Source organism: Paenibacillus azoreducens (genome assembly GCF_021654775.1).
GTDB lineage: Bacteria > Bacillota > Bacilli > Paenibacillales > Paenibacillaceae > Paenibacillus_AQ > Paenibacillus_AQ azoreducens.
Map to the genome: position 1 here is coordinate 4883058 of NZ_AP025343.1, position 22444 is coordinate 4905501.

The 22444-nt window shown below is 49.6% G+C and carries 21 protein-coding genes and 1 other annotated feature; of the genes, 1 reads left to right on the top strand and 20 read right to left on the bottom strand.

Going from position 1 to position 22444, the window contains the following annotated elements; translation table 11 throughout:
• Positions 1 to 39: 39 nt before the first annotated feature.
• The 8 genes from L6442_RS21475 to L6442_RS21510 all read right to left on the bottom strand — a co-directional run bounded on the left by L6442_RS21475 (position 40) and on the right by L6442_RS21510 (position 8787).
• Positions 40 to 936 (bottom strand): carbohydrate ABC transporter permease, encoded by an 897-nt coding sequence (locus tag L6442_RS21475; RefSeq protein WP_212980199.1) that lies wholly within the window; start codon positions 934 to 936, stop codon positions 40 to 42.
• A 48-nt stretch (positions 937 to 984) separates the two neighbouring features.
• On the bottom strand, positions 985 to 1875 hold the full coding sequence (locus tag L6442_RS21480) for an ABC transporter permease (protein ID WP_373871839.1): 891 nt from the start codon (positions 1873 to 1875) through the stop codon (positions 985 to 987).
• 378 nt (positions 1876 to 2253) lie between these two features.
• Entirely contained in the window at positions 2254 to 3204 is a 951-nt protein-coding gene (locus L6442_RS21485; RefSeq protein ID WP_212980201.1) for a protease complex subunit PrcB family protein, read from the bottom strand.
• A 138-nt stretch (positions 3205 to 3342) separates the two neighbouring features.
• Complete coding sequence (locus L6442_RS21490; protein ID WP_212980202.1) at positions 3343 to 3831, bottom strand: hypothetical protein; 489 nt, start codon at positions 3829 to 3831, stop codon at positions 3343 to 3345.
• Between the two features lie 119 nt (positions 3832 to 3950).
• Positions 3951 to 4661, bottom strand: a complete 711-nt coding sequence (locus L6442_RS21495) for a hypothetical protein (protein ID WP_212980203.1) — start codon at positions 4659 to 4661, stop codon at positions 3951 to 3953.
• A gap of 24 nt (positions 4662 to 4685) precedes the next feature.
• Positions 4686 to 5588 carry an ATP-binding cassette domain-containing protein gene (locus L6442_RS21500; RefSeq protein WP_237100403.1) on the bottom strand — a complete coding sequence of 301 codons (903 nt, stop codon included), beginning with the start codon at positions 5586 to 5588 and terminating at the stop codon, positions 4686 to 4688.
• A gap of 32 nt (positions 5589 to 5620) precedes the next feature.
• Positions 5621 to 7315, bottom strand: coding sequence for an arginine--tRNA ligase (argS, locus tag L6442_RS21505; RefSeq protein WP_212980205.1), 1695 nt, complete (start codon positions 7313 to 7315; stop codon positions 5621 to 5623).
• A 118-nt stretch (positions 7316 to 7433) separates the two neighbouring features.
• Positions 7434 to 7689 (bottom strand) — a binding site (T-box leader).
• Positions 7690 to 7770: 81 nt separating this feature from the next.
• Positions 7771 to 8787 carry a CobW family GTP-binding protein gene (locus tag L6442_RS21510; protein ID WP_212980206.1) on the bottom strand — a complete coding sequence of 339 codons (1017 nt, stop codon included), beginning with the start codon at positions 8785 to 8787 and terminating at the stop codon, positions 7771 to 7773.
• A 164-nt stretch (positions 8788 to 8951) separates the two neighbouring features.
• Here L6442_RS21510 and L6442_RS21515 point away from each other — a divergent pair, with 164 nt between their 5' ends.
• Positions 8952 to 9464, top strand: coding sequence for a MogA/MoaB family molybdenum cofactor biosynthesis protein (locus L6442_RS21515; protein WP_194230431.1), 513 nt, complete (start codon positions 8952 to 8954; stop codon positions 9462 to 9464).
• 305 nt (positions 9465 to 9769) lie between these two features.
• On the opposite strand, the gene L6442_RS21520 is transcribed toward L6442_RS21515, so the two are convergent.
• The 12 genes from L6442_RS21520 to L6442_RS21575 form a co-directional block, all read right to left on the bottom strand.
• The gene (locus L6442_RS21520) at positions 9770 to 10276 is read right to left on the bottom strand and encodes a hypothetical protein (protein ID WP_212980207.1); all 507 of its coding nucleotides are present in this window, start codon (positions 10274 to 10276) and stop codon (positions 9770 to 9772) included.
• A gap of 106 nt (positions 10277 to 10382) precedes the next feature.
• Positions 10383 to 11378 carry an acrylyl-CoA reductase family protein gene (locus L6442_RS21525; protein WP_212980208.1) on the bottom strand — a complete coding sequence of 332 codons (996 nt, stop codon included), beginning with the start codon at positions 11376 to 11378 and terminating at the stop codon, positions 10383 to 10385.
• A gap of 233 nt (positions 11379 to 11611) precedes the next feature.
• Positions 11612 to 13063 carry a nicotinate phosphoribosyltransferase gene (locus tag L6442_RS21530; RefSeq protein WP_212980209.1) on the bottom strand — a complete coding sequence of 484 codons (1452 nt, stop codon included), beginning with the start codon at positions 13061 to 13063 and terminating at the stop codon, positions 11612 to 11614.
• A gap of 30 nt (positions 13064 to 13093) precedes the next feature.
• A complete protein-coding gene (locus L6442_RS21535; RefSeq protein ID WP_228100914.1) occupies positions 13094 to 13891 on the bottom strand; it encodes an NUDIX domain-containing protein in 798 nt (265 codons plus the stop codon).
• Between the two features lie 97 nt (positions 13892 to 13988).
• On the bottom strand, positions 13989 to 14390 hold the full coding sequence (locus L6442_RS21540; RefSeq protein ID WP_212980210.1) for a PaaI family thioesterase: 402 nt from the start codon (positions 14388 to 14390) through the stop codon (positions 13989 to 13991).
• Positions 14391 to 14426: 36 nt separating this feature from the next.
• Positions 14427 to 14897 (bottom strand): GNAT family N-acetyltransferase, encoded by a 471-nt coding sequence (locus L6442_RS21545; protein ID WP_212980211.1) that lies wholly within the window; start codon positions 14895 to 14897, stop codon positions 14427 to 14429.
• A gap of 168 nt (positions 14898 to 15065) precedes the next feature.
• Positions 15066 to 15479, bottom strand: a complete 414-nt coding sequence (locus L6442_RS21550; RefSeq protein WP_194230545.1) for a YlbF/YmcA family competence regulator — start codon at positions 15477 to 15479, stop codon at positions 15066 to 15068.
• Positions 15480 to 15544: 65 nt separating this feature from the next.
• The gene (gene miaB / locus L6442_RS21555; RefSeq protein ID WP_194230436.1) at positions 15545 to 17107 is read right to left on the bottom strand and encodes a tRNA (N6-isopentenyl adenosine(37)-C2)-methylthiotransferase MiaB; all 1563 of its coding nucleotides are present in this window, start codon (positions 17105 to 17107) and stop codon (positions 15545 to 15547) included.
• Between the two features lie 493 nt (positions 17108 to 17600).
• On the bottom strand, positions 17601 to 18173 hold the full coding sequence (pduL, locus tag L6442_RS21560) for a phosphate propanoyltransferase (RefSeq protein ID WP_212980212.1): 573 nt from the start codon (positions 18171 to 18173) through the stop codon (positions 17601 to 17603).
• 113 nt (positions 18174 to 18286) lie between these two features.
• Positions 18287 to 19153, bottom strand: a complete 867-nt coding sequence (locus L6442_RS21565; protein WP_212980213.1) for a 2-oxoacid:ferredoxin oxidoreductase subunit beta — start codon at positions 19151 to 19153, stop codon at positions 18287 to 18289.
• 2 nt (positions 19154 to 19155) lie between these two features.
• Entirely contained in the window at positions 19156 to 20910 is a 1755-nt protein-coding gene (locus L6442_RS21570) for a 2-oxoacid:acceptor oxidoreductase subunit alpha (RefSeq protein ID WP_212980214.1), read from the bottom strand.
• Between the two features lie 202 nt (positions 20911 to 21112).
• The gene (locus tag L6442_RS21575) at positions 21113 to 22117 is read right to left on the bottom strand and encodes a dipeptidase (RefSeq protein ID WP_237100404.1); all 1005 of its coding nucleotides are present in this window, start codon (positions 22115 to 22117) and stop codon (positions 21113 to 21115) included.
• Between the last annotated feature and the right edge of the window lie 327 nt (positions 22118 to 22444).

Here is a 22444-nt window from a genome sequence, read left to right on the forward strand (position 1 = left end):
CTAGCGAATCCTGATGTTTAAAGCGCAAGGCTCTAAACCCTATTCTTTAAGTGATCCTACCAGCACGCCTTTGACAAAATACTTCTGCACGAATGGATACACCGCAATAATCGGCAGCGTCGCCACCATCATCGTCGCCATGGACAAGGATTTGGTCGTCACGCTTTTCATCGCTGTCATCCGGCTCTGGGCCGCCGAATCCAATTTGGACATCTGCTCGGTCATGATATTGGTGCTGAGAATTTGCTGCAGCATGGACTGGATCGGCAGCAGCTTCTCATTCGTAATATAAATGCTTGGCAGAAACCACTCGTTCCAGTGCGCCACGGCCGTAAACAGCCCAAGCGTGGCGATAACCGGACCCGACAATGGCAAAATGATTCTGAAAAAAGTCGACCAGTTGCCGCAGCCGTCGATTTTGGCCGATTCTTCCAGCCCGTCCGGCAGCCCCATAAAGAAAGTCCGGAAAATAATCATGTTCCATACGCTGATCAAACCGGGAATGATGAACACCCAGAAGGTATTCATCAGCCCGAGGCCTCTGATCACCAGAAATGTCGGAATCAGTCCGCCGCCGAAATACATCGTGACAATGCACATCACCATGTAGAACTTGCGGCCGACCAGCTCCTTTTTCGTCATGCCGTATGCGAAAATCGCGGTACAAAGCACGGACAAGATGGTCCCGAGCGCCGTTCTCGCGACACTGACCATAAAAGCGTTCATAATCCGATTATCCCGGAAAACGACGTAATAGTTTTCAAGCGACCACTTCCGCGGCCAAAAGGTAATGCCCCCAAGCGCGGTATCCATGCCGTCGTTCAGCGATATCACCAGCCCGTTCCAAAACGGATAAAAGGTGCTGAAACCCAGCAGGATCAAAAAACCGTATACAAACACATCGAGCATCCTGTCGCCAAAGCTTTTACTATGCATTTGCTTGCAGCCTCCCTGTCATCTGCCATATCTTCGAAATCATGAGTCTTACCACAGACTGTTGCCGGATCTCCGGGCAAACATATTGGCGAAAGTCAGCATTCCGACGCTGATAACGGCTTTAAACAGACCGACGGCCGTCGCGTACGAGTATCGCTGATTCGTAATCCCCACCCTATAAACATAGGTATCGATTACGTTGGCCACATCCCGCAGCACCGGATTCGATCCGAGCAAGAGGATGTCTTCAAAACCTGCGCTGAGCAGATTTCCGATCGCCAAAATCATGAAGATGGAAATGACAGGTATGATCGAAGGGATGGTGATCATGAATATTTGCTTGATCCGCCCCGCCCCGTCCATTGCCGCCGCTTCATACAAGCTCGGGTTGATCCCCGCGATGGCGGCCAAATATACAATGGAACCAAAGCCGATCTCTTTCCACACGTTCGTGGAAACCAGAATGCCCCAGAAATATTCGGCTTTGCCGAGGAAGCCGACCGGCTCGTTGATCAGATGCAGCTTTTGCAGCAAAATGTTCAAGCTCCCGTTATCTGTTGACAGGATCGACATCGTAAAACCTGCGACGATAACCCAGGACAGGAAATGCGGAAGATAGCTGACGGTTTGGATCACCCGTTTAAACGCCATATGCCGCACTTCATTCAAAACCAGTGCCAAAAAAATCGGCGCCGGAAATCCGATGACGAACTTCAATAAGCTGATGATAATCGTATTGCGGATGATGGACCAAAACTCCGGCGAGTGAAAAAACATGCTGAAATGCTTAAAACCTACCCATGGACTCGCCCAAAAACCTTCAAACAGGTTATAATCTTGAAACGCCATTAAAACACCGTACATCGGTATGTAGGAAAAAACAAAAATCAATAACAGTGCCGGAATGACCATGAGCTGAATATCCCATTGTTTGATCATCCGGTAAGCGACTCCCCGCTTTTTTTTGACGGCTTTTTCTTTTGTAATCGCTGCGAGCTGCGCCATATGCTCCCCTCCTTGCTAAACATTGTAATCGTTTGCAAGGAGAAAAAACTATTTGCTTCGTCAACGAAATCTGATACATTTAACAGATTTTATAACATCGGATGGCCAAAACGGGACTTCAGCCTCAAAATAGCCCCACAAAGAGTATCGGAAAGAAGTAAGGGCGCCTCTCAAAGAGGGGCGCTTTTGCGGAGCAAAAGTACTGAATGAGGCCTATACTTCGATTGTTTATTCCAAATATTTTTGGGGGACCCCAAAGCTCAAAAAAAGACCCGTTCCCCGCAACCGGAGAAAGGGTCTCTTGCCCGTATGTTATTTGGAATTTATCGGATTGATCCCCGGAATGGATATTTGCGATCCATCCGGCCCGGAACTCTTTTTCACGCTGACTTTGAACTGGCTGTCCACATAAAATGAAGCTTTGGCGGTAGATATGACCTGCGGATACATCGTTCCCGGTTTGGGCGTCGTAAAATGATAATAAGCTATCGCTTTTTGCCCGGGCAAAAATTCGATGCGGTCAATCATGATCCCGTAACCCGGATTAGGCATGTCGGATTTGAACAACACGATTTTATTGACTTGATCGTTAACCTTTTCCACCTGAACGGAAACATCGTCGTCCTGGCTTTCCGAGCCCTGCCCATCATCGGAGCCATGATAATACTTGATCGCATTGTACGTCATTTCGGCAGCCTCCATACGCGTAATATACCGTTTCGGTTGGAAACGGTCCTGCTCATCCGTCGCTGCGATTTGGGCCAGGAGCAGAGATTGAACCGCATTCCGGTATTCGGGGGCAATTTGGCTTTCATCCGCCACAGCTGCAGATTTGTGGGCGACCGGGGATATTCCGGCTGCCGAAAGCGCCTGTTCCAGCAACCCGGCAAATTGCTCCCGCGTCAGCTTCATGTTCCAGTCGCGAATAGATTCGACAGTAAGGCCGTTGTCAGCGGCAATCCCCGCAGCTTCGGCATACCAGGCTTTCGGGGCTTCATGGCCGGAGGATACGGACGAGCTTTTATGTTTGGCCTGCAGGTTCATCGCATTGACGAGCATCTGAATCCCCTGTGCAGCCGTTAGCGAATCCGACGGGGCAAATTTATCCTCGGATACACCGTGAATAATGCCTTTCGTTTGCAGGTATGTTGCGATTTGGTCCTGATTCGGGTCCAAAATATCCGAAAACGCATCGGCGTATGATGCTGCCGTCAAGGAACCAACCGCAATCAGAAACGCCGCCCATTTCTTCTTGCTTCCCATACTCACTCACCTCCATCCTCTCAGACGGGGATTATCTCGCAAAGGTTTCGTATGTTTGAGGATTTTGTAAAAATCAAATAAGCCACTCGAGAATCAATTTCATAATGTCACTGTTCAACTACCCGTGTGCCGCCCCCTTCAGACATCCGGCTGTTTGCCTGTCATATCCTCCGCTTCCTGATCGAGTCCGAGCTTGGCATACAATTCATTCGTGTATTTTTGCAGCTTGCGCTCCAAATCCTGGGCCTGCCGCTTGAAACTGCTCAATTCGCGGATCATTCTCGACCGTCCTGCGGGACTGAAAGTTTCCTGAATCCGCTCCTTGAAATAATCATGGACGATATAATTCCGCTGCTTCCATACATCTTTCAACTGTGCCGTCTCTTCCGGAGTAAAAGGGAAATGATGTTGTATTTCTTGGACCAGCTGCCCCAGTGAATTGCTTAACTTCCGGTAATATATATCGACAAGGTCTTCCTCGGTAGGAATATCGCCTTGCGAAATTTTCATCAGTACCAGTAAATTGACCAACTGCTGCTCAAGCGCCTGCGAATAATACACCGCAAGTCCAAAATAGGCAAATAATTCTTTCGAATGATCGCTGTCCAAAATTCGCGTCTGTTTCATATACCCCTCCCGTCCATCACAACGTGACAATCTTCTACTTCCATGTTAATGGATGCACCGTAAATCATCAACCGTTAAAGGCCGGAAGAGTCTCTGGTTTCAGCAGTTCCCTTAAAAACCTAAGTTCTAGCATCTCTGCGAACGGAAATTGCAGTATAAACAAGAACCAGGACCGCAAAGTAGAACAATCCGTAACCAAGCGTCCCCCAAACTTCATAAGTCGGAATGGATTTTCTGTTCATTAAACCGTTCATCATCAGCGATACCGGAGGCAAAATCCAGCGCAGCCATGCCAGCGCTTCCGGAAGCAAACCGGTAAGGGATTTCGCCGCGATCGACACAATAATCAGGATCAGCAAAATCGATGTCGCCCTCGTTCCGTTAGCCATCAGCCCCTTTTGGCAAAAAAGCGCCAGCGCAAAACCAAGGATCCCCATCACCAGATGTCCGCATATCGCAAGCATAAGCTCGTGAAAACGGACCGGCTCGCCAAACATCCGAAAAACAATAGGATACAATATGAAAATGAAGGTAAGTAAAATAACGGGAATGATCAAAGCCGTAATCTGGCTGAGCAAATACTTTCTCATGCTTCCGATATGTATCATGTGCAGCTGTTCCTGCTGCGGACCGGCATGATTCAGAAAACTGAGCGCAATCCAAGCAGAACCGATAAACAAAAATACGGAAGTCACGGCATAACTGTCCATAACCGGATTCGGCTTATAGCTATAAAGCAGGCCCATGGAGATCAAGGTTGCCGCAAATGCTGCGAAATAAGCATGCTTCCGCGTATAACTTTGCAGTAAAAAACGGGTTAAAGCGAACAATTAGTATTCCTCCTTCAGCTTGCCTCATTCGTTAGCCACTTCCGCCAGATGCACATCCATGCCTCCGGCGGGAATGACCGAAATCACAGAGCCGCCGCTGTCCAAAATCCGGCGCAGCACCTCATCAACCGCATCGGACAAAACCTCTATCTCACATGTATCCAGATGTGCCGTGTAATGGATAATGCCGGGATGCTCTGCAAGAAGTGCGGCCGCGCCGGGGTCGGGCCCAATCATAACGATTCGCGTAATGGTCACCTTTATATCCTGATCCCCGCGATTTTCCCTTATAACCTGACCGTCTTTCATCAACAACACTCTGTCCGCAATCTCTTCGATCAACTTCGACTCATGGACCGACATCACGATCGCGGTACCCTTTCGTTTCAAGGCTGCAAGCAAATAGAGCAGTTTCTCCTGCGCTTTCACATCCAAACCGGACAACGGTTCATCCAGCAGCAGCAAATCCGGACGTTGTAGCATCGCCTGGATCAGGTTGATCTTTTGCAGCATGCCTTTAGAAAACCGGTTCATCCGCACATCCGCATATTGTTCCATATCAAGCTGCTGCAGCAAGCCTGATACCTTTTGCTCGGCCGATGGCTTGTCCATTCCCCCTACCGCGGCCGCACTCATTAGAAACTCTCGAGGAGTAAAGGGTAGTTGGGGAAATCTTTCAGGCACATAGCCGGTCGAAAGGTTCCCCTTTCGAACCGACCGAATGCCCGATGTCGGATGGGCAAGGCCTCCCAGCAGCCGCAGCAGCGTGCTTTTGCCGGACCCGTTTTTGCCCACGAGCGCGATGCACTCCCCGCTGCCTACCGTCAGTGAAATATCCTTCAGAACCTTGCGCCGTCCATATACTTTATCCGCATTTTGGATTGTTACCAAACCTTCGGGTTTTTGAGGTTTGACCTCTTCAAGCACCAATGAAGACTCCCCTTCCGTTATTCGTTCTCTTACATACGTTCCGGCGTCCCGATTCCAAGCAATTGCATCGTCCGCGACAGGGACAATCCTGCCAGACGCGTCAAATTCAATCTTGCGGATCTGACTTGATCTTCGTCTGTTACAATTCTTTCCTTATTATAAAATTGATTGAAAGATTGTGCCACATCCAGCGCATAACGCGCCAAAACGGAAGGCTCATGGTTGCGGAGGCCACGCTGAAGCTGCTCCTGGAACCGGGTCAGCAACTTCAACAATTCCCAGCCTGAATCCCCGAGCACATCCGATCCGGGCAGGGCTGAATTCGCTGTGATGCCCGCCGTTCCAGCCATTGCCGCCCCCTTGGTCAGCACGCTTTGTGTTCTCGCATAGGTGTACTGCACATAGGGGCCTGTTTCCCCTTCAAAACTCAAAGCCTCCTCCAATGAGAAATCCACTTCGTTCAGACGGTGGTTTTTGAGGTCGCCGAAAATAATCGCGCCGATCCCTACGGCATTCGCCACCTGTTCCTTATTTTCCAGATCCGGATTTTTTTCATTTATAATCGCCAGCGCCCGGGCCACCGCTTCATCAAGCACTGTTTCAAGCACAACGATTTTGCCGCGCCGCGTGGACATCTTTTTGCCTTCGAATTTCATGAGTCCAAAAGACACATGGATGCAGCTGTCGGCCCAGTCCATCCCCATCTTCCGCAATACCGAGAACACTTGCTGAAAATGCAGCTTTTGCTCATTTCCAACCACGTACAGCAGGCGTTCTCCCTCCATCACATCATGTCTGTAGATCGCGGTAGCCAGATCCCTTGTCGGATAAATAGTGGTTCCGTCCTTCTTCAGGATCAGGCATGGCGGCATGCCTTCATCATCCAGACGGACCACCAGAGCGCCGTCGCTTTCCTCCAGCAATCCTTTTTCTTTCAAGCTTTCTACGACGGGCTGCATTTTATCATTGTAAAAGCTCTCCCCAAGCGTATAATCAAAGCTCACATTCAGCCGCTTATACATCCGGTTAAATTCTTTCAAACTGACTTCCACAAAAAATGCCCACAGTCTCCGTGCCTCTTCGTCACCGGCTTCCAGCTTGCGGAACCACTCTCTTGCCTCCGGCTCCAACGTCTCGTCTTCAGCGGCTTCCTCATGAAAACGAACATATAATTTAAGGGACTCTCCAATCGGGTCTTCGGAAATAGCGTTGTCATCCCCCCATCTCTTATAGGCGGCAATTTGCTTGCCGAACTGTGTCCCCCAATCGCCGAGATGGTTAACGCTGACAACATCGTAACCGGCGAGCTTATACATATTGTATATGGCCGCTCCAATCACGGTCGAGCGGAGGTGGCCGATGCCGAACGGCTTGGCGATATTCGGGGAAGACATATCGATGACGATCTTCCTCCCCTTTCCGGTATCCGGAATGTTTTCCGTGGCCAGTTCATCCATGATCAGCGGAATGTAATGGGCACGATCAAATTTCAAATTGATGTACGGGCCTGCGGCCTCGGCTGTAATCGCAGGATGGCTGAAAGATCCGGCAATGTCTTTGGCTACTTCCTGCGGGGCTTTTCGAAACTGTTTGGCAAGCATAAAACATGGAAAAGCGATATCCCCCATTTGCGCGGAAGGCGGAATCTCCAGCAGCCCCATAATTTGATCGGCTTCCAGCGGTACATAAGTTTTGAGCGCATCTGCGGCCCATTGTTGCAGCATTATGATCATCCTCTCTGTCTATTTTGAAAAATAAGCGGTCTTACCCTGACTCAATACTGAAATTAGTCCTGGACAGTTGAGCCCTTTCCCTTACACAAAAAAGCCCCCGTCTCAATATTATAGAGACGAGAGCTTATATTCCCGCGGTACCACTCTAAGTAAACGAAACAAAGACCACATCAGTCCTTATTAGCATTTCCCTCAATAACCTGTAACGGGGTTATCCGGACGAACCTACCGACTTTTATGCAACAAAAGTTTTGGACCCGCCATCTCCCGGGTGCGCTTCACGAAGGAAACATGTACCGGCTTCCACCAGCCCCGGCTCGCTGTTCATGTTCGCCCTTCCTTACTCTCCCGATCCCAGACATTCAATTTTCAATATTATACACATCCCATGCTCTATAAATCAAGCCATGTTTTCGCGAAGAAAAACCCGAAAGCGGCTGGTCCTCTTACTGCTCCCTTTGTTCAAGTACCCGCATGCCCTCTTCCAGCTCCGATCTGGAAAAATGCTCCCCGATAAAAACAACCACGTCCGGCACGTTTCCTTGCGGCGTAATCCGCAAAAAATCAGGTTCCCGAAAGGCGTATTGGAACAAAAAGCGGCTTGCGGTGTCGCTGAACGTCAACACGCCTTTGGCCCGGTAAACCTCCCGTGGAAGCTTCGCAATGAAGTTCTCAAATTCTCCGCTATCGACAGGACCATTTAAATAATGGGTATAGACCATAACATGGTCATGCGTATGATGGTGCGTATGATCATGCGCCGGATGATGATGTTCTGCAGCGTTCTGCTCCAAACCATCCTCAGGGATCGAAAATGCGCCGGAGTTATTCCCAGCCGGGTTTTCTGCTTCAAGCGCCTCCAAAACCGCAGACAGATCGACATCGCAGCGGACGGCCGGAAGCACAGACGCATAGGCATTCCACTGCGAAACGACGGTTCCGAGCAGCTGTTTATTTTCCGGGCTGACCAGATCGGTTTTATTTAATATAAGACAGGACGCGGTGCGGATCTGCTCCTGCATCAAGCGGAAGGTTTTTCCTTTCTGCTGTTGATACAATTCCAAAAGATGAGCCGAATCGACGACCGTAATAACGCCCTTGAGATCAATTTTCAAGTACAAAGCCGCTTCGGTCACCCCATCCAAAATTTCCATCGGATTTGCGATTCCCGTCGCTTCGACGACGATCACATCCGGATCTTCCCTCTCAATCAGGCCGGCAATCTCCATGCTCAAATCGCCGCGGATCGAGCAGCAAATGCACCCGCTAAGCATTTCCGTCATGGGTACCTGCTCCTGAACAAGCAGCCCGTCCAGATTGACGTCCCCAACTTCGTTCATAATTACGGCCGGAAGCAGCCCCTGAGCCTGCCAATGGGATACCAGCTGCTGAAGCAGGGTGGTTTTCCCGCTCCCCAAAAAACCGGATAATATGTAAATGGGCGTTGTCTTTTGCTTCGTCATATCGTTCTCCTCTAGATCGCTTTGATGAATCATCTGTTTTTAGCAAAGTGTACTACACCCCCGGCTTCGCCGCAACAGCAGCGGTTCAGGACCTGCCATTTGCATGATGGCGTGCAAAGGACTATCCTAAAAAGACACACTCAAAGGGAGAGGAGTATAACAAGATGAGATCAGTAGACCAGCACCGCAGCGAAGCGCCTGACACCGTATCCTGCATGGTGATCACCGTATCGGATACACGCACCCCGGAGACCGATACCGGAGGCCGGTTGGCTAAATCCCTATTGGAAGAAGCCGGTTACCGGATTGCCGGTTATACCATCGTCAAAGACGATTATGAAGGCATCAGGGAGCTGATTCATGAAGCTGCGGGAAATCCGGAAGTAGAAGCTGTCATATTAACGGGAGGAACCGGTATTTCCCCTAGAGATACCACCTACGAAGCCGTTTCTTCGCTGCTGGACAAGCATCTGCCGGGGTTCGGGGAAATTTTCAGATACCTGAGTTTTACGGAAGATATCGGACCTGCCGCGATCCTCAGCCGTGCTATTGCCGGAACATCCGGCAGCACTGCGGTTTTCTCCATACCGGGCTCCACGGGAGCGGTTAGACTGGCAATGGAGCGGCTCATCATACCCGAGCTGCGCCACGTGATGCGGGAGATCTACAAAAAATAACCCGAGAAAGTGACGCTCCAACACCCACTGAAAATCGGCAAGATCTTCCCCACAGAGCAGCACCATTTTATTTTTTTGTTAATAAGAAAAACGTCTATCGACGTACTTTCTAGGAAGACAGACCGCATTTAGCGGATGTTTTTCTTGCGATTATAGAATTGTTCAGCGTAGCAAGAAAATTTATAAATTCTATAATCTTAAGAAAATAGCGGCGCAGGGTTCATTCCCTGTGCCGCTATTTCTTTACAGGAGCATATTCGAGTGTCACATGAGACTTCCATTCTAGATATAACCTCATTGGGCAGTTACTGCATGCGACCAATCAAGGAATTAAACACCTCGTGAACCTGTTTTTCGTAGATACCTTTGTCTTTTCCCGATGACGTATAAATCAAGGACGCCCGACTGTGGCTATAAATGGTCGTGCGGGATTTCGGCGTATCTATCCGATGCTCTCCTCCATACCAGTTACGAATACGCGCGATCCGTTCCTCTTTACTGCTAAACACATGAAGGGTAATATACTGCCGGGGATTGCCCTTGAGATAAAAAATGTAGCTGATATTGCCGCGCCCGTCCTCGGCATAGGTTTCATGGGTCAGCGGAATTTTTTTGTCCCTGAATATCTGCTTCATCTCGTTGATCAGCTGCCCGTTCAGACCTTTACCCTGGGACTTCGCACGGATATTGCCTTCGGAATAAGAATCGAAATTATACAGTTTGGTTTCTTTCTTGATGACGGTATGTTTGTTACAGCCGGCCGTGGCAGCCAGCAGCACGCAAGCCAGCAGCAGCGCTAACCGTTTGTTCATGTTGGTTCATCCCTTCCCCTCACGCCGCTTCAAGCGGAAGACAGTATGATATGGGGTTAGAATACCAACATTACAAACGCTTTATGCAGCAGACGGATATGCCGCTTTATGCCAGGCGAATAACCGTTCTGCCCACTGCTTTCCCCTGCAGGATGGTCTCAAGCACCTCCGGCAGGTCTTGCAGGGCGGCTTCATGGATCCCTTTGGCCAAAGCACGCTCAGGCTTCCAATCCCGCCCCAGTTTGCTCCAAATACGCTGCCTCCGCTCCTTCGGACAATACACCGAATCAATCCCAAGCAGCTCCACGCCGCGTAAAATAAACGGAAAGACGGTGCCTTCAAAGCCCGTGCCGCCAGTGAGCCCGGAAAGCGCAAGCGCGCCCCCGTACCGGATGCTTTTGAACAACTGTGCCAGATGCGGCCCGCCAACCGGATCAATGACACCGGCCCAGCGTTGTTTGCCGAGCGGACCTGCGATGGCGGCTTGGATTTCGTCCCGGCCAATTACGTCAGCGGCACCAAGGCTCAGCAGCCAGTCTTTTTGTTGTTCCAATTTGCCGCTGCTGGCCGTAACACTGTACCCTGCCTTGGACAAAATATCGACCGCAAAGCTGCCAACGCCGCCTGTCGCACCGGTAACCAATACGGGACCAAACTCCGGCGAAACGCCGGAGTGCAGCAATCTATCGACGGAAAGCGCAGCTGTGAACCCGGCCGTACCGATCCCCATCGCTTCGCGCGGGTTTAAACCTTCCGGCAGCGGAAGGAGCCAATCAGCAGGAATACGCGCATATTCGCTAAAACCGCCGTCATGGGAAACGCCAAGGCCGTAGCCCGTACATACGACCAAATCCCCTTCCCGAAAATCGGGATGATCGGATTTGGCCACTTCGCCTGCAAGATCGATCCCCGGCACGATCGGGTAATCCTTAACAACTTTCCCTTCCGGCGAAACGGCAAGCCCGTCCTTGTAATTGACGCCGGAGTAAAGGACTTTAACCAATACATCGCCCTCCGGCAAATCATCAAGCGTTCTTTTCTCAATCTGACCCGTTAACTCCGCTCCGTCGCGGCGAACCATATATGCTAAAAATTGTTCCATTTGTAGACTGCTCCTCTCATGCATCGGATTTATGCTTATTATACAAAACAAAATGAATAAAGACTGTTAAAAACCGCAGACATGAACGTTTTTCTGACGGGTTCGAGTTCTGGCTTTTTTGCGCTTTCCCGGGAAATAATAAGTGCCTTCAGCTTTCCATAGGATTTGAATCATCCAAGCAAAAAGAGACCCGGATGAAGAAGTCCATGCTCTCCATAACCGGATCTCTTATTCTATTCCTCAACCTGCATGTATTCGGCCATCAGCTTTTGCTTTAGCTCCCATACTTTTTCGCTGATATTAATGCGATATATTTCCGGGTTGAGCTTGCGCAAATATTCCGGCCAAAAAAGATTCATCTGTTCACGATGGTAGCTGCGGATTTCTCCCAAGGATGGCAGCGAGTAAACCTGCAGCCCGTTTTTGAAAATAGGCTCCAGCATCGGAATGGCGTCGTAATTTTTTACGTATTTATGCAAATATGGATGCTGCGGATGAAACAGCTTTAACCGCATACCGTCATGCGGACGTTCTTCGTCCGGGAACATCACGTAGTCGGCGATCGCTTTCCCGCTGATGCGGTCCACGATACGGTAAACGTCTTTTTTGCCTGGCGTGGATACCTTCTCCGGATTGCCGGAAATTTTGATCGTGGGAATCATCTCGCCGTCAACCTCGCGTTCGACGAGTTTGTATACTCCCCCGAGAGCGGGCTGGTCCGCTGCCGTAATTAGCTGGGTGCCGACGCCCCAAGTATCGATTTTCGCGCCCTGGGCTTTCAGGTCCAAAATCGTATTTTCATCCAAATCATTGGAAGCAACGATTTTGACATACGGCAAACCGGCTTCGTCAAGCATTTTCCGCGACTGTATGGACAGATATGCAAGATCGCCGCTGTCCAGACGTATAGCCGACATTTTCTTGCCTGCCTTCTCCAGCTTTTTCGCCGTAACAATCGCATGGGGGACGCCGCTTTTCAGCGTGTCGAACGTATCAACCAGCAGCGTTACGCCATCGGGCATCACTTTGGCATACGTATCGAACGCTTCCTGTTCTGAAGGAAAACTTTGCACCCAGGAATGGGCATGGGTCCCCTTCGTAGGAATCCCGAACATCTGTCCCGCTAGCATATTGGATGTGGCGTCAAAGCCGGCAATATAGGCCGCACGCGCGCCCCATACCGCAGCATCTTCTTCTTGAGCCCGCCGGGTGCCGAATTCCAGCAGCGTATCTCCAACCGCCACCTGCTTCACGCGCGAAGCCTTGGTTGCAATCAAAGTTTGGAAGTTCATGAAATTCAAAAGTGCGGTTTCGACCAGCTGCGTTTCCATGATCGTTCCTTCCACGCGGATTAAAGGTTCATTCGGAAAAACAAGGGCGCCTTCTTTCATGGAGTAGAGATTGCCGCAGAACCGGAATTGTTTTAATTCCTCCAGAAAAGCCGTGTCATAATTCTCTTCCTGCTCGGAAAGATACTTCAGATCCTCGTCCGTAAACCGCAAACTTGCGATATAATGCACAATACGCTCGAGCCCCGCAAATACGGCATAACCGTTGCCAAACGGAAGCTTGCGGAAATAGGCTTCAAAAACCGCTTTTTTGTGATGCGACCGGTTGACCCAATGCGCATACATCATATTGATCTGATATTTGTCGGTATGTAATGCCAGTCCTGCTGTCTGCATTGGCAGGCTTCCTCCTTTGTAGTTCAGCCCTTACGTGTAGATCGATAGAAGGGGCGCATAATCCGTGAAGCGGTACAATTGAGCCGGACGCTGGGAATATTGATTCGAGCTGAGCGGCTTGCCTTCCTCATCCCGTACCTCTTCCAGAATTCCTTGTCTGCTGCGCGTCGATGTTATTTTACGAATAAAGTTGGGCTCGCTGAATTCAGGCACAACCGTCTGGATAACCTGGTACAGCTCACTAAGCGTAAATTGTTCCGGCAAAAACTGGCGGGCGATCGTGGAATGAAGCATCTGCTTCTGAATCTGGTGATAGGCATCCCGGATGATCTCCCTATGGTCAAATGCCAGCTCCAATCCGTTTAACACTTCCTCGATTCCAAACAGCCCTACTTCTCCCGCGTCATCCGCAGCTTGTCTGCTCTCAAGCATCCATTCTTCAACAAGGGCAAAAAACGCATGACTGATAATCCAGCCGCGCGGATCTCTTCCCGGCTTGCTGTATACGCCCAGGTATTCCAAATGGCCCCCATCGACGCCGGTCTCTTCTTTCAGTTCGCGTTTGGCGGCATCATAAATCGATTCGCTCTCTTGGCAAAACCCTCCGGGCAGCGCCCACATTCCAGCAAACGGCCAGGATTTGCGCCTGATAAGCATCACTTTCAGCTCGCGGATCGGAAGCGTTTTGGTCACCGTTTTCCGTTCTTTTTTGGTCAACGTAAACATGACGATATCCGCCGGCACCCCATCCGGTGTACGATATTTTTTAGCCTTAGCCGAATATGCCATCGCTTCGGAACGTTCACCTTGTTTCTCTTGTTCGTCCATATCATCACCACATAGTATCTTTTTGATACTTTCATTATGAATTATTGATAATAAATGTCAAGCATTTTTGCAAAAATAACAGACGAAAATTTCCCTTTTATTTACGCTTTACGACTCTGAACGTGGCCGTCGCCAAACAGCCGAGTATCCCCTCGCCATTATGGATTCGCGCCTCCGTCGTCAATGATCGGCCCGCCATATGCAGAACCCGTGCGGTAACGATCAGCCTGCCTGTCGTCATCGGCGACATAAAGTGAACATTGATATTGGTTGTCACGCAGTTGTCCTGATCTTTGGCCGCAGTCGCCGCCATCCCCATTGCCTGATCCATCAGCGATGTCAAAACGCCGCCGTGTATGATTCCCATCGAATTGGTGTGGTGCTCCTTGGCATCGAGCGCAATCACGACTTCCTTTTCGTCAGCAGATACAAATTCACAGCCCAGATAAGACCAAAACGTGTTTTCGCCCCGGGCAATCATCTCTTCCAATGCATTCAATTCTCTTCCCCCCAAAGCTGTCGTCATATGTCAGTTTTAAATATTAAAAGTACATTCCAAAATCACCTGGTCCCGGCACTGAATCCCGTTTTCAAAAATCGGTTCAGGATAGTTATTCACAAAATAATCCCGCTCAATCCGGATCATCCGAAATCCGCATTTTTGATACAAGCCCAACTGATCCAAGCTGGAGTTCCCTGTACGAACAATAACCTTCTTATACCCATCCGTTCTTGCCTGTTCCAAAGCGCTTAGAATCAACCGTTTGCCGTAACCTTTGCCTTGATACGCCGGATCAACCGCAGCGTTCATGATTTCGGCTACCGCTGGCTCCAAAGGCATCAAACCGCAAACGCCAATGATCATCCCATCAAGTTCCGCAACCGTCCAGCTTGATTGGTCCAAATATTTCCCGATTTGCTCCCAGTCCGGATCGGCCAGCAGCAGCAATTCTTTCGGAAGCTCCTCTTGGGGATGCTTCAGTCTGAGCACTGCACTCTCTCCCATTCTTTATCTCCCTCTCTACCTCTTCGTATTCACAAAATAATCCCACAAAGCGATGCCTATGCTTCGATACTTCATTCCAAATACTTTGCGGGGACCCCAAAAAATTATAAATTCTATAATCACAAAAAAAGGCGCGGATACATGATCCACCGCCTTGAATGTTTCATTTTATCCACAGCTTGAAGGAGGTTCATCCGCTCCCGCTACCACGTTAATTTTTTCCGATACGGTGTCACGAATCACCGACATCACCAGCTGCAGCAAATAGTTGATATCGCTTTGGGTTTGCTGGAATTCGGTGACGAGCGGAATGCTGTCGATTTCATCCTGAATGGCTTCCATTTCTTTCTCAATCTTCGCTACCATTTGCGGATTTTGAAAAGACTCAAACGCAACAATCTCTTTTTGCCGCTTCTTAAGCGTGGCAATCAGGCTTTGAACATGCTCATGGTCGCGGATTTTTTCTTCCGCCTTTTGATATTGCTGAACTTCTTCGCTGCTTGAAATCAGCTCCGCCAGTTCTTTGGCTTTTGCCATAATGTCGTCACGGATGATTAGATCCTTTGTGTCGTAAGACATCATGCCCAAACTGTTGATACGACCCTTTTCTCTCACTATACATTACCCCTATTTTCGTTTAATTGGTTCTAATGAGTTAGTGCATGAGCTTCATTTTCTTCCTTAACGATCTCGCCTTTGATATACCAGGTCATCGCATCGGTTATTCTGACTTTTACGAAAGAGCCGATCAGCTCTTTACCGCCTTCAAAATGAACCAGCTTATTGGTGCGCGTCCGTCCTGCCAGCACAGAGGCGTTATTTTTGCTTTCGCCTTCGACCAGCACTTCGACGATTTGTCCGCGCATTTGTTCATGGCTCTTGCGGCTATGTTCCTCAATCGCCCGGTTGAGGCGCTGCAACCGCCGGCTTTTGGCTTCCATCGGCACGTTGTCCTCCATAACCGCAGCCGGCGTTCCCTCGCGCGGAGAATAGATGAAGGTGTACGCCGAATCAAATCCGACTTCATTTACAAGCGCCAGCGTTTCTTCGAACTGTTCTTCCGTCTCGCCCGGGAAACCAACGATAATATCCGTGGTCAGTACAACGTCCGGAATAGCGGCCTTAATTTTGCGGACAAGTTCCAGATAGGTTTCTCTTGTATATTTTCTGCCCATGATTTTCAGTATTTCATTGCTACCCGACTGCACAGGCAGATGGATATGCTCAACCAAATTTCCGCCTTTGCCGAGAACTTCGACCAAATGATCATCAAAATCTCTCGGGTGGGATGTCGTGAAGCGAACACGCGGAATATCGATTTTGCGGATATCATCCATCAAATCGCCAAAGCCGTACGAAATATCCGTAAAATCTTTGCCGTAAGCATTGACGTTTTGGCCAAGCAGCGTAATTTCCTTAAATCCTTGCCGTGCCAGTTCGCGCACTTCCGCAATGACGTCCTCAGGGCGGCGGCTGCGTTCTTTGCCCCGGGTCACCGGAACGATGCAATAGGTGCAGAACTTGTCGCAGCCGTACATGATGTTCACCCATGCCCGCAGGCCTTCACGCTTCTTCGGCAAGTTCTCGATGATATCGCCTTCTTTGGACCAGACTTCAACCACCATTTCCTTGCTGAACAAGGCTTCTTTAATCAAATGCGGCAATCTGTGCACATTATGAGTACCGAAGACCAAATCCACAAAACCATGTTTGCGCATAATGCGGTTGACCACATTTTCTTCCTGGGACATACAGCCGCATACGCCGAGCAGCATGTCGGGTTTTTCCTTCTTGAGATGTTTCAAGTGCCCAAGTTCGCCAAATACCTTGTCTTCCGCATTTTCACGGATCGCGCAGGTGTTCAGCAAAATAATATCGGCTTGCTTCCGGTCTTCTGTTGGCATATAACCCATCTGTTCCAGCATGCCCTTGATCGTTTCCGAATCATGTTCGTTCATCTGGCAGCCGTACGTATAAACAATATAGTGTTTTCCTTTTCCGATCTCACGCAGTTCCGCTGGAATTTCGGTATCATACAGAACCTGTATGTCCTCCCGCCGGCGTTTTTTGCTTTGTCTATGGTTAGGCTCCGAAATAATATGAATCTCCCGGCCACGAATACGTATGGTCTTGCCGTTCTCATCTTCGGACAAAACCTTGGCATCGGAAAAATCAAAATATTTGGAGTAATCCTTTGTTTCCTTCGCCATGCTTGCTGATCACTCCTTCAATTCCCTTAGGACAAACCTAAGCCTAAAAAGGCATTTCCAATAAATTATAACATGAACTACTTATGTTTAGCTACTTTCCTTGCTGGCTGAATACTCCAAATTAGTCCTTGACATTATGCGAGGTGACCGCTGCGGTTACGGATCGTTCTTCCGATCGCTGCCCGCCTCCAAATTTCTTGAATATAGCCTTTCATAAAGGTAGCAATTCGGAGACTGCTTTTGCTTCCGATGCTAGCTTTCCTTCGGAAAGCTTTTAGGCGAGCGCTGCCGCTTCTACAGATCGATTCCGTCCCCTCCGCTACTTTCGCTTTTTGTCAATCACTAATTATGATGTTAAGCCTACTTGCTGTACAAAAAAATGAGAAAACTCTATCGGAAATCCTCTCACAGAAGACAGCATTCTGATATGTAAACTAAAACGGGAGAATTCCTTTTGGAATTCTCCCGCTCTATGGAACGTTTGCAAAACGTATTAGTCGATGATCTCGGCGGTATCTCCGGTTTTAACCCCGGATGCATTTGCTTCATCCGTATCGATATGCATGTCCAGCGCAAAGGAATCCGAGACTCGGGCGATGACGTTTTCGAAAACAACGCCGCGTTCTCCGCCAACACGGACTTTCAGCTTTTGCTGATCGGCAATTCCCCATTTTTCTGCGTCGGAAGTGTGGAAGTGGATGTGGCGCGCAGCAACGATCACTCCCTGCTCAAGTTCGATTTCGCCTTTAGGTCCTGTTACCTTGATGCCTGGCGTTCCTTCGATGTTGCCGGATTCGCGAACCGGTGCTTTGACGCCGATGGCGAATGAGTCGGTGCGGGAAATTTCCAGCTGGCTTGCTTTGCGGGCTGGGCCCAAAATTCTCACCTTATCGAATTGTCCTTTCGAACCGATCACGGCAACCGTTTCATTGGCTGCAAATTGGCCCGGCTGGGACAGTGGTTTAAATTCGGTTAATTGATAACCTTCTCCAAACAAAGCCTCAATATGTTCCTGGGTAAGATGGATATGTCTAGCCGACACGCCTACAGGTACAGTTTTACTCACGTGGATCACTCCTTATTTTTTCTCTATGATCTATCTGTACGCCAAACCATTATACATCCTTTCACCTCAAAATTAAAAGGCGCTGCCGCATTTGCGGGCGCCTTTCAAAGCATTTATTTAAATTCCGCTACAAGATTGTCAAAATGTTCACGCGATAATGACATTTCCTGCCGGACAAGCGCCTCTTTGCGGAAGCCCGGCACCGAATCTTCATAACTCTTTTTCGTTTTGTCCTGATAGATGAGGCCGGTAACCATGCCGCTTGTTTCCATCAGCGTCGTCATTGCCGCGATCCGGTTCGACGGATCATACTCCGGAAAGGAACTAAGCGGAATAATGTTGTCTTTAAACCATTCATAGGTATTCACCTTATTAAACGTTACGCAAGGGCTGAATACATTGATAAAGGAAAACCCCTCATGCTTGATCGCTTCCTCCACCAGCGTCGTCAGTTCTTTGATATCGCTGGAGAACGACTGCGCGACAAAGGTCGCGCCGGCAGACAAAGCCAGCTCTAGCGGCGAAAGCGTCGTTTCCACGGAGCCTTGCGGCGTGCTTTTGGTCACGAACCCTTCCGCGCTCCGCGGGGAGGTCTGTCCTTTGGTCAATCCGTAAATCTGATTGTCCATTACGATATAGGTAATGTTGATATTTCTGCGGATGGCATGGATGGTATGGCCCAGACCGATGGCAAAACCGTCTCCGTCGCCCCCGGTCGCAATGACCGTCAGATCGCGGTTCGCCAGCTTGACGCCTTGCGCAATAGGCAAGGAACGGCCGTGAATGCCGTGAAATCCGTATGCATGGATATAACCGGAAATCCGGCCCGAGCAGCCAATTCCCGAAATAACGGCCAACTGCTCGGGTTCAAGCCCCGAATTGGCGGCAGCGCGCTGGATAGCAGCCTGAATGGAGAAATCTCCGCAGCCCGGACACCAGTTGGGTTTGATTTGATTGCGAAAATCTTTAAATGTTGCCATGATTACACCAGCTCCTTACTTGCCTGACAGACTTTTCTGCATTCATCGGCCACGATGGACGGCAGGAACGGGTTGCCGTCGTATTTGAGCACGCTCGATATTTTCTCTTTGCCGCCGACATGCAGCTTGATCAGATTCGCCAGTTGACCGGTTGCGTTATGTTCAAGCACAACCACCCGTTTCGCCTGTTCAACATAAGGCTTCACAGCCTCCGCCGAGAACGGATGCAGCAATCTTACCATCATCTGGCCTGTCGTAATGCCTTCCCGCTCAAGCTGTTCACGAGCCTGCGCAATCGTACCGCCCGTTGATCCCATGCTGATAATCAATAGATCCGGATGCTCATGCGGCATTTCGGCATGAATCGGATGTTCCACCGTAATTTGCTCCATTTTGGAAAGGCGTTTATCCATCATCCGCTTGCGGTTTGCCGCATTTTCCGACGGGCGGCCGCTTTCGTCATGTTCAACGCCGGTAACATGATGGATACCATGTTTCTGGCCAGGCAGGACTCTAGGCGATACGCCGTCCTCCGAAAGTTCATAACGCTTGAACAATCCCCCTGCCTCGATTTCGGGAGCTTCTTCCACCAGCTTGCCGCGATCGATGCTGATCCGGTCATAATCAAGCTGCTCGCAGGATTGCTTGCCAAGGGACAGCTGCAGATCCGTTACGACAATAACCGGCAGCTGATATTTATCCGCCAGATTAAAAGCTTCAATCATATCGTAGAAGCATTCTTCTATCGAGCTTGGAGCCAGCACGATCTTCGGAATTTCCCCATGCGTACCGTGAATCAGCGCATTAATATCGCTTTGCTCCTGCTTGGTCGGCAGGCCGGTGCTTGGCCCGCCGCGCTGCGTATCGACGATGACGACCGGCGTTTCCGTCATCCCGGAGAGTCCGATGGCCTCCATCATCAGCGATAGACCCGGGCCGGCGGAAGCCGTCATCGAACGGACGCCCGCATAGTTCGCGCCAACCGCCATCGTAATGGCGGCAATTTCATCTTCGGTCTGCACGACAGTACCGCCGAATTTCGGCAGCTTTTTGATCAAATATTCCATGATCTCCGAAGCCGGCGTAATTGGATAGGCGCTCATAATGCGGCAGCCGGCGGCTATTGCCCCGAGTCCGATGGCGTCATTGCCAATCATAAACAGCTTCTGCTTGCCGTCCGCCGGTTCCAGTTTAAAATCTTCAAGCGGTCCGCCGGCCAGTTCCAGCACATAATCGGCTCCACGTTGTACAGCTTCGATATTTTTGGCTACAACGGCAGCGCCTTTGCGTCCGAATTCCTCTTCAACCGCCTTGTTGAATACTTCCATCGGCAAGCCGAGCAGCGCCCAAGACGCGCCGGAAGCAACCATATTTTTCATCAACGACGTTCCGAGTTCTTCCGCAATGGATGTAATTGGAACCGGAAAAAGCCGCGCATCAACATGATCCGGCAGCATCGGTCCGAATTTGGCATCGGCAACGACGACTCCTCCCCGGCGCAATTCATGTGCGTTCAAATCGATGCTTTCCTGGTCAAACGCAACCAGAATATCCAAATCATCCGCAATCGCGCGAATAGGCTGCGTGCTGATCCGGATTTTATTATTTGTATGTCCACCCTTAATTCGTGAAGAAAAATGGCGGTAACCGTAGAGGTAGTACCCAAGCCGGTTCAGAGCCGTCGAAAAGATCCGGTCCGTGCTTTCTACGCCTTCCCCTTGTTGCCCGCCTATTTTCCATGACAATTGACTGATCAAAAAGGCCCACTCCTTCTCCCACTCATCGTGCCAGTGATTTGCTCTGGCATCACATTGACATTTAACGGCTTTATAGTCATGTAAAGTTTATGAGCAACCGGGACAAATAGCAAGCGTTTTTTATGATACAAAAAAAGTATAAACTTCAAGAAACCTGTATCCTTACATTCCAAGAAAAATTACCACGTAAACGTTCCATCGATTATATCTGCCCGGCACCTGAAGTCCCTTTTTCCGGCAGATGGGTATTCAGATAGGACAATGCATTGCCCGCAAACCATTTCCGTACCGATGTTTCCGCATAATGTTTGCACAGCAGTTCCGCAAAAGCCGGATAACGGCCGGGATGCTCCAAATGTTCTATCCATGAATCGATCCCGTCGAAATCGGAGCCAAGCATCAGGTGATCTTCCCCGCCCAACGAGCAAACATGCTCGATATGCGGCAGCAGATCTTCCGGCCGTACAGCTGTCCCTTTGCCTTCCCTTACAAACCATGGTACAAAAGTTAATCCGATTCGTCCGTTCATAGCCACAATCGCCCGGATCTGATCGTCCGTCAAATTCCGCGGATGCGGGCAAATCGCTTTGGCATTGGAATGAGATGCGATAAAAGGGCGAGCGGTCCGTTCCGTCAATTCCCAAAATCCCGCCTCGGATAAATGGGAAACATCCAGCAAAAGCCCGATTTCATTGCATAAATCGATCAGCTTTTTGCCTTTTTCGGTAAAACCGCCATTTCGGCTCTCCAGCGCCCCGTCCGCCGCCCAGTTTGCGTAATTCCAGGTAATGCCCAGAAAACGGACACCCAGTTCATGACACATCCGCACATAATACAAATTGCCCTCAAAACCATCCGCGCCTTCGACCGAAAGCAGTCCCCAAGGACGCCGACGGGGCATAGTTGCTTGGTTAGCGTTCTCTATCGCCTGTCGGAGCTCCGCAGCGTCTTCTTTCCATCTCAGCCAACGGACGCCTTCTCCGGCCGTCATCACCCGCGATTTAAATGCGTCGATCTGATCCAAAATATATTCGTAACGCGGGATGCCCCAGTGCTCGGACAAATAAATAGCAAAACACTGCAGCGATACTTCTCCCTGCCGCAGCCGTTCATAGGTTACATCAAGCTTTGGATCATTTTGAAAGGATATCCTCGAATCCTCCCTCATTTTACTTAACACGTCACAATGAAAGTCAATCACAGGTATGCTCACTTTGGATCCTCCCTCTTTTGAACATCCGATGCCCACGAAAACCTTAAAATTAAGCTTCACTTCCGTAAAGGATGCAAAATAACCCCGCAAAGTGTATCGGAAAGAAGTCCGACGCCTGAAGGGCGCTTTTGCAAAGCAAAAGTACTGAGTGGATCGGAAAGAAGTAAGGACGCCTCTCACAGAGGGGCGCTTTTGCGAAGCAAAAGTACTGAGTGCAGCCTGTGCTTCGATGCTTACTTCAAATACTTTGCGGGACCCCAAAAAACTCATGAATTTAATAATGTCAAAAAAACCTGTCTATCCCATATAAACTGAATGCAA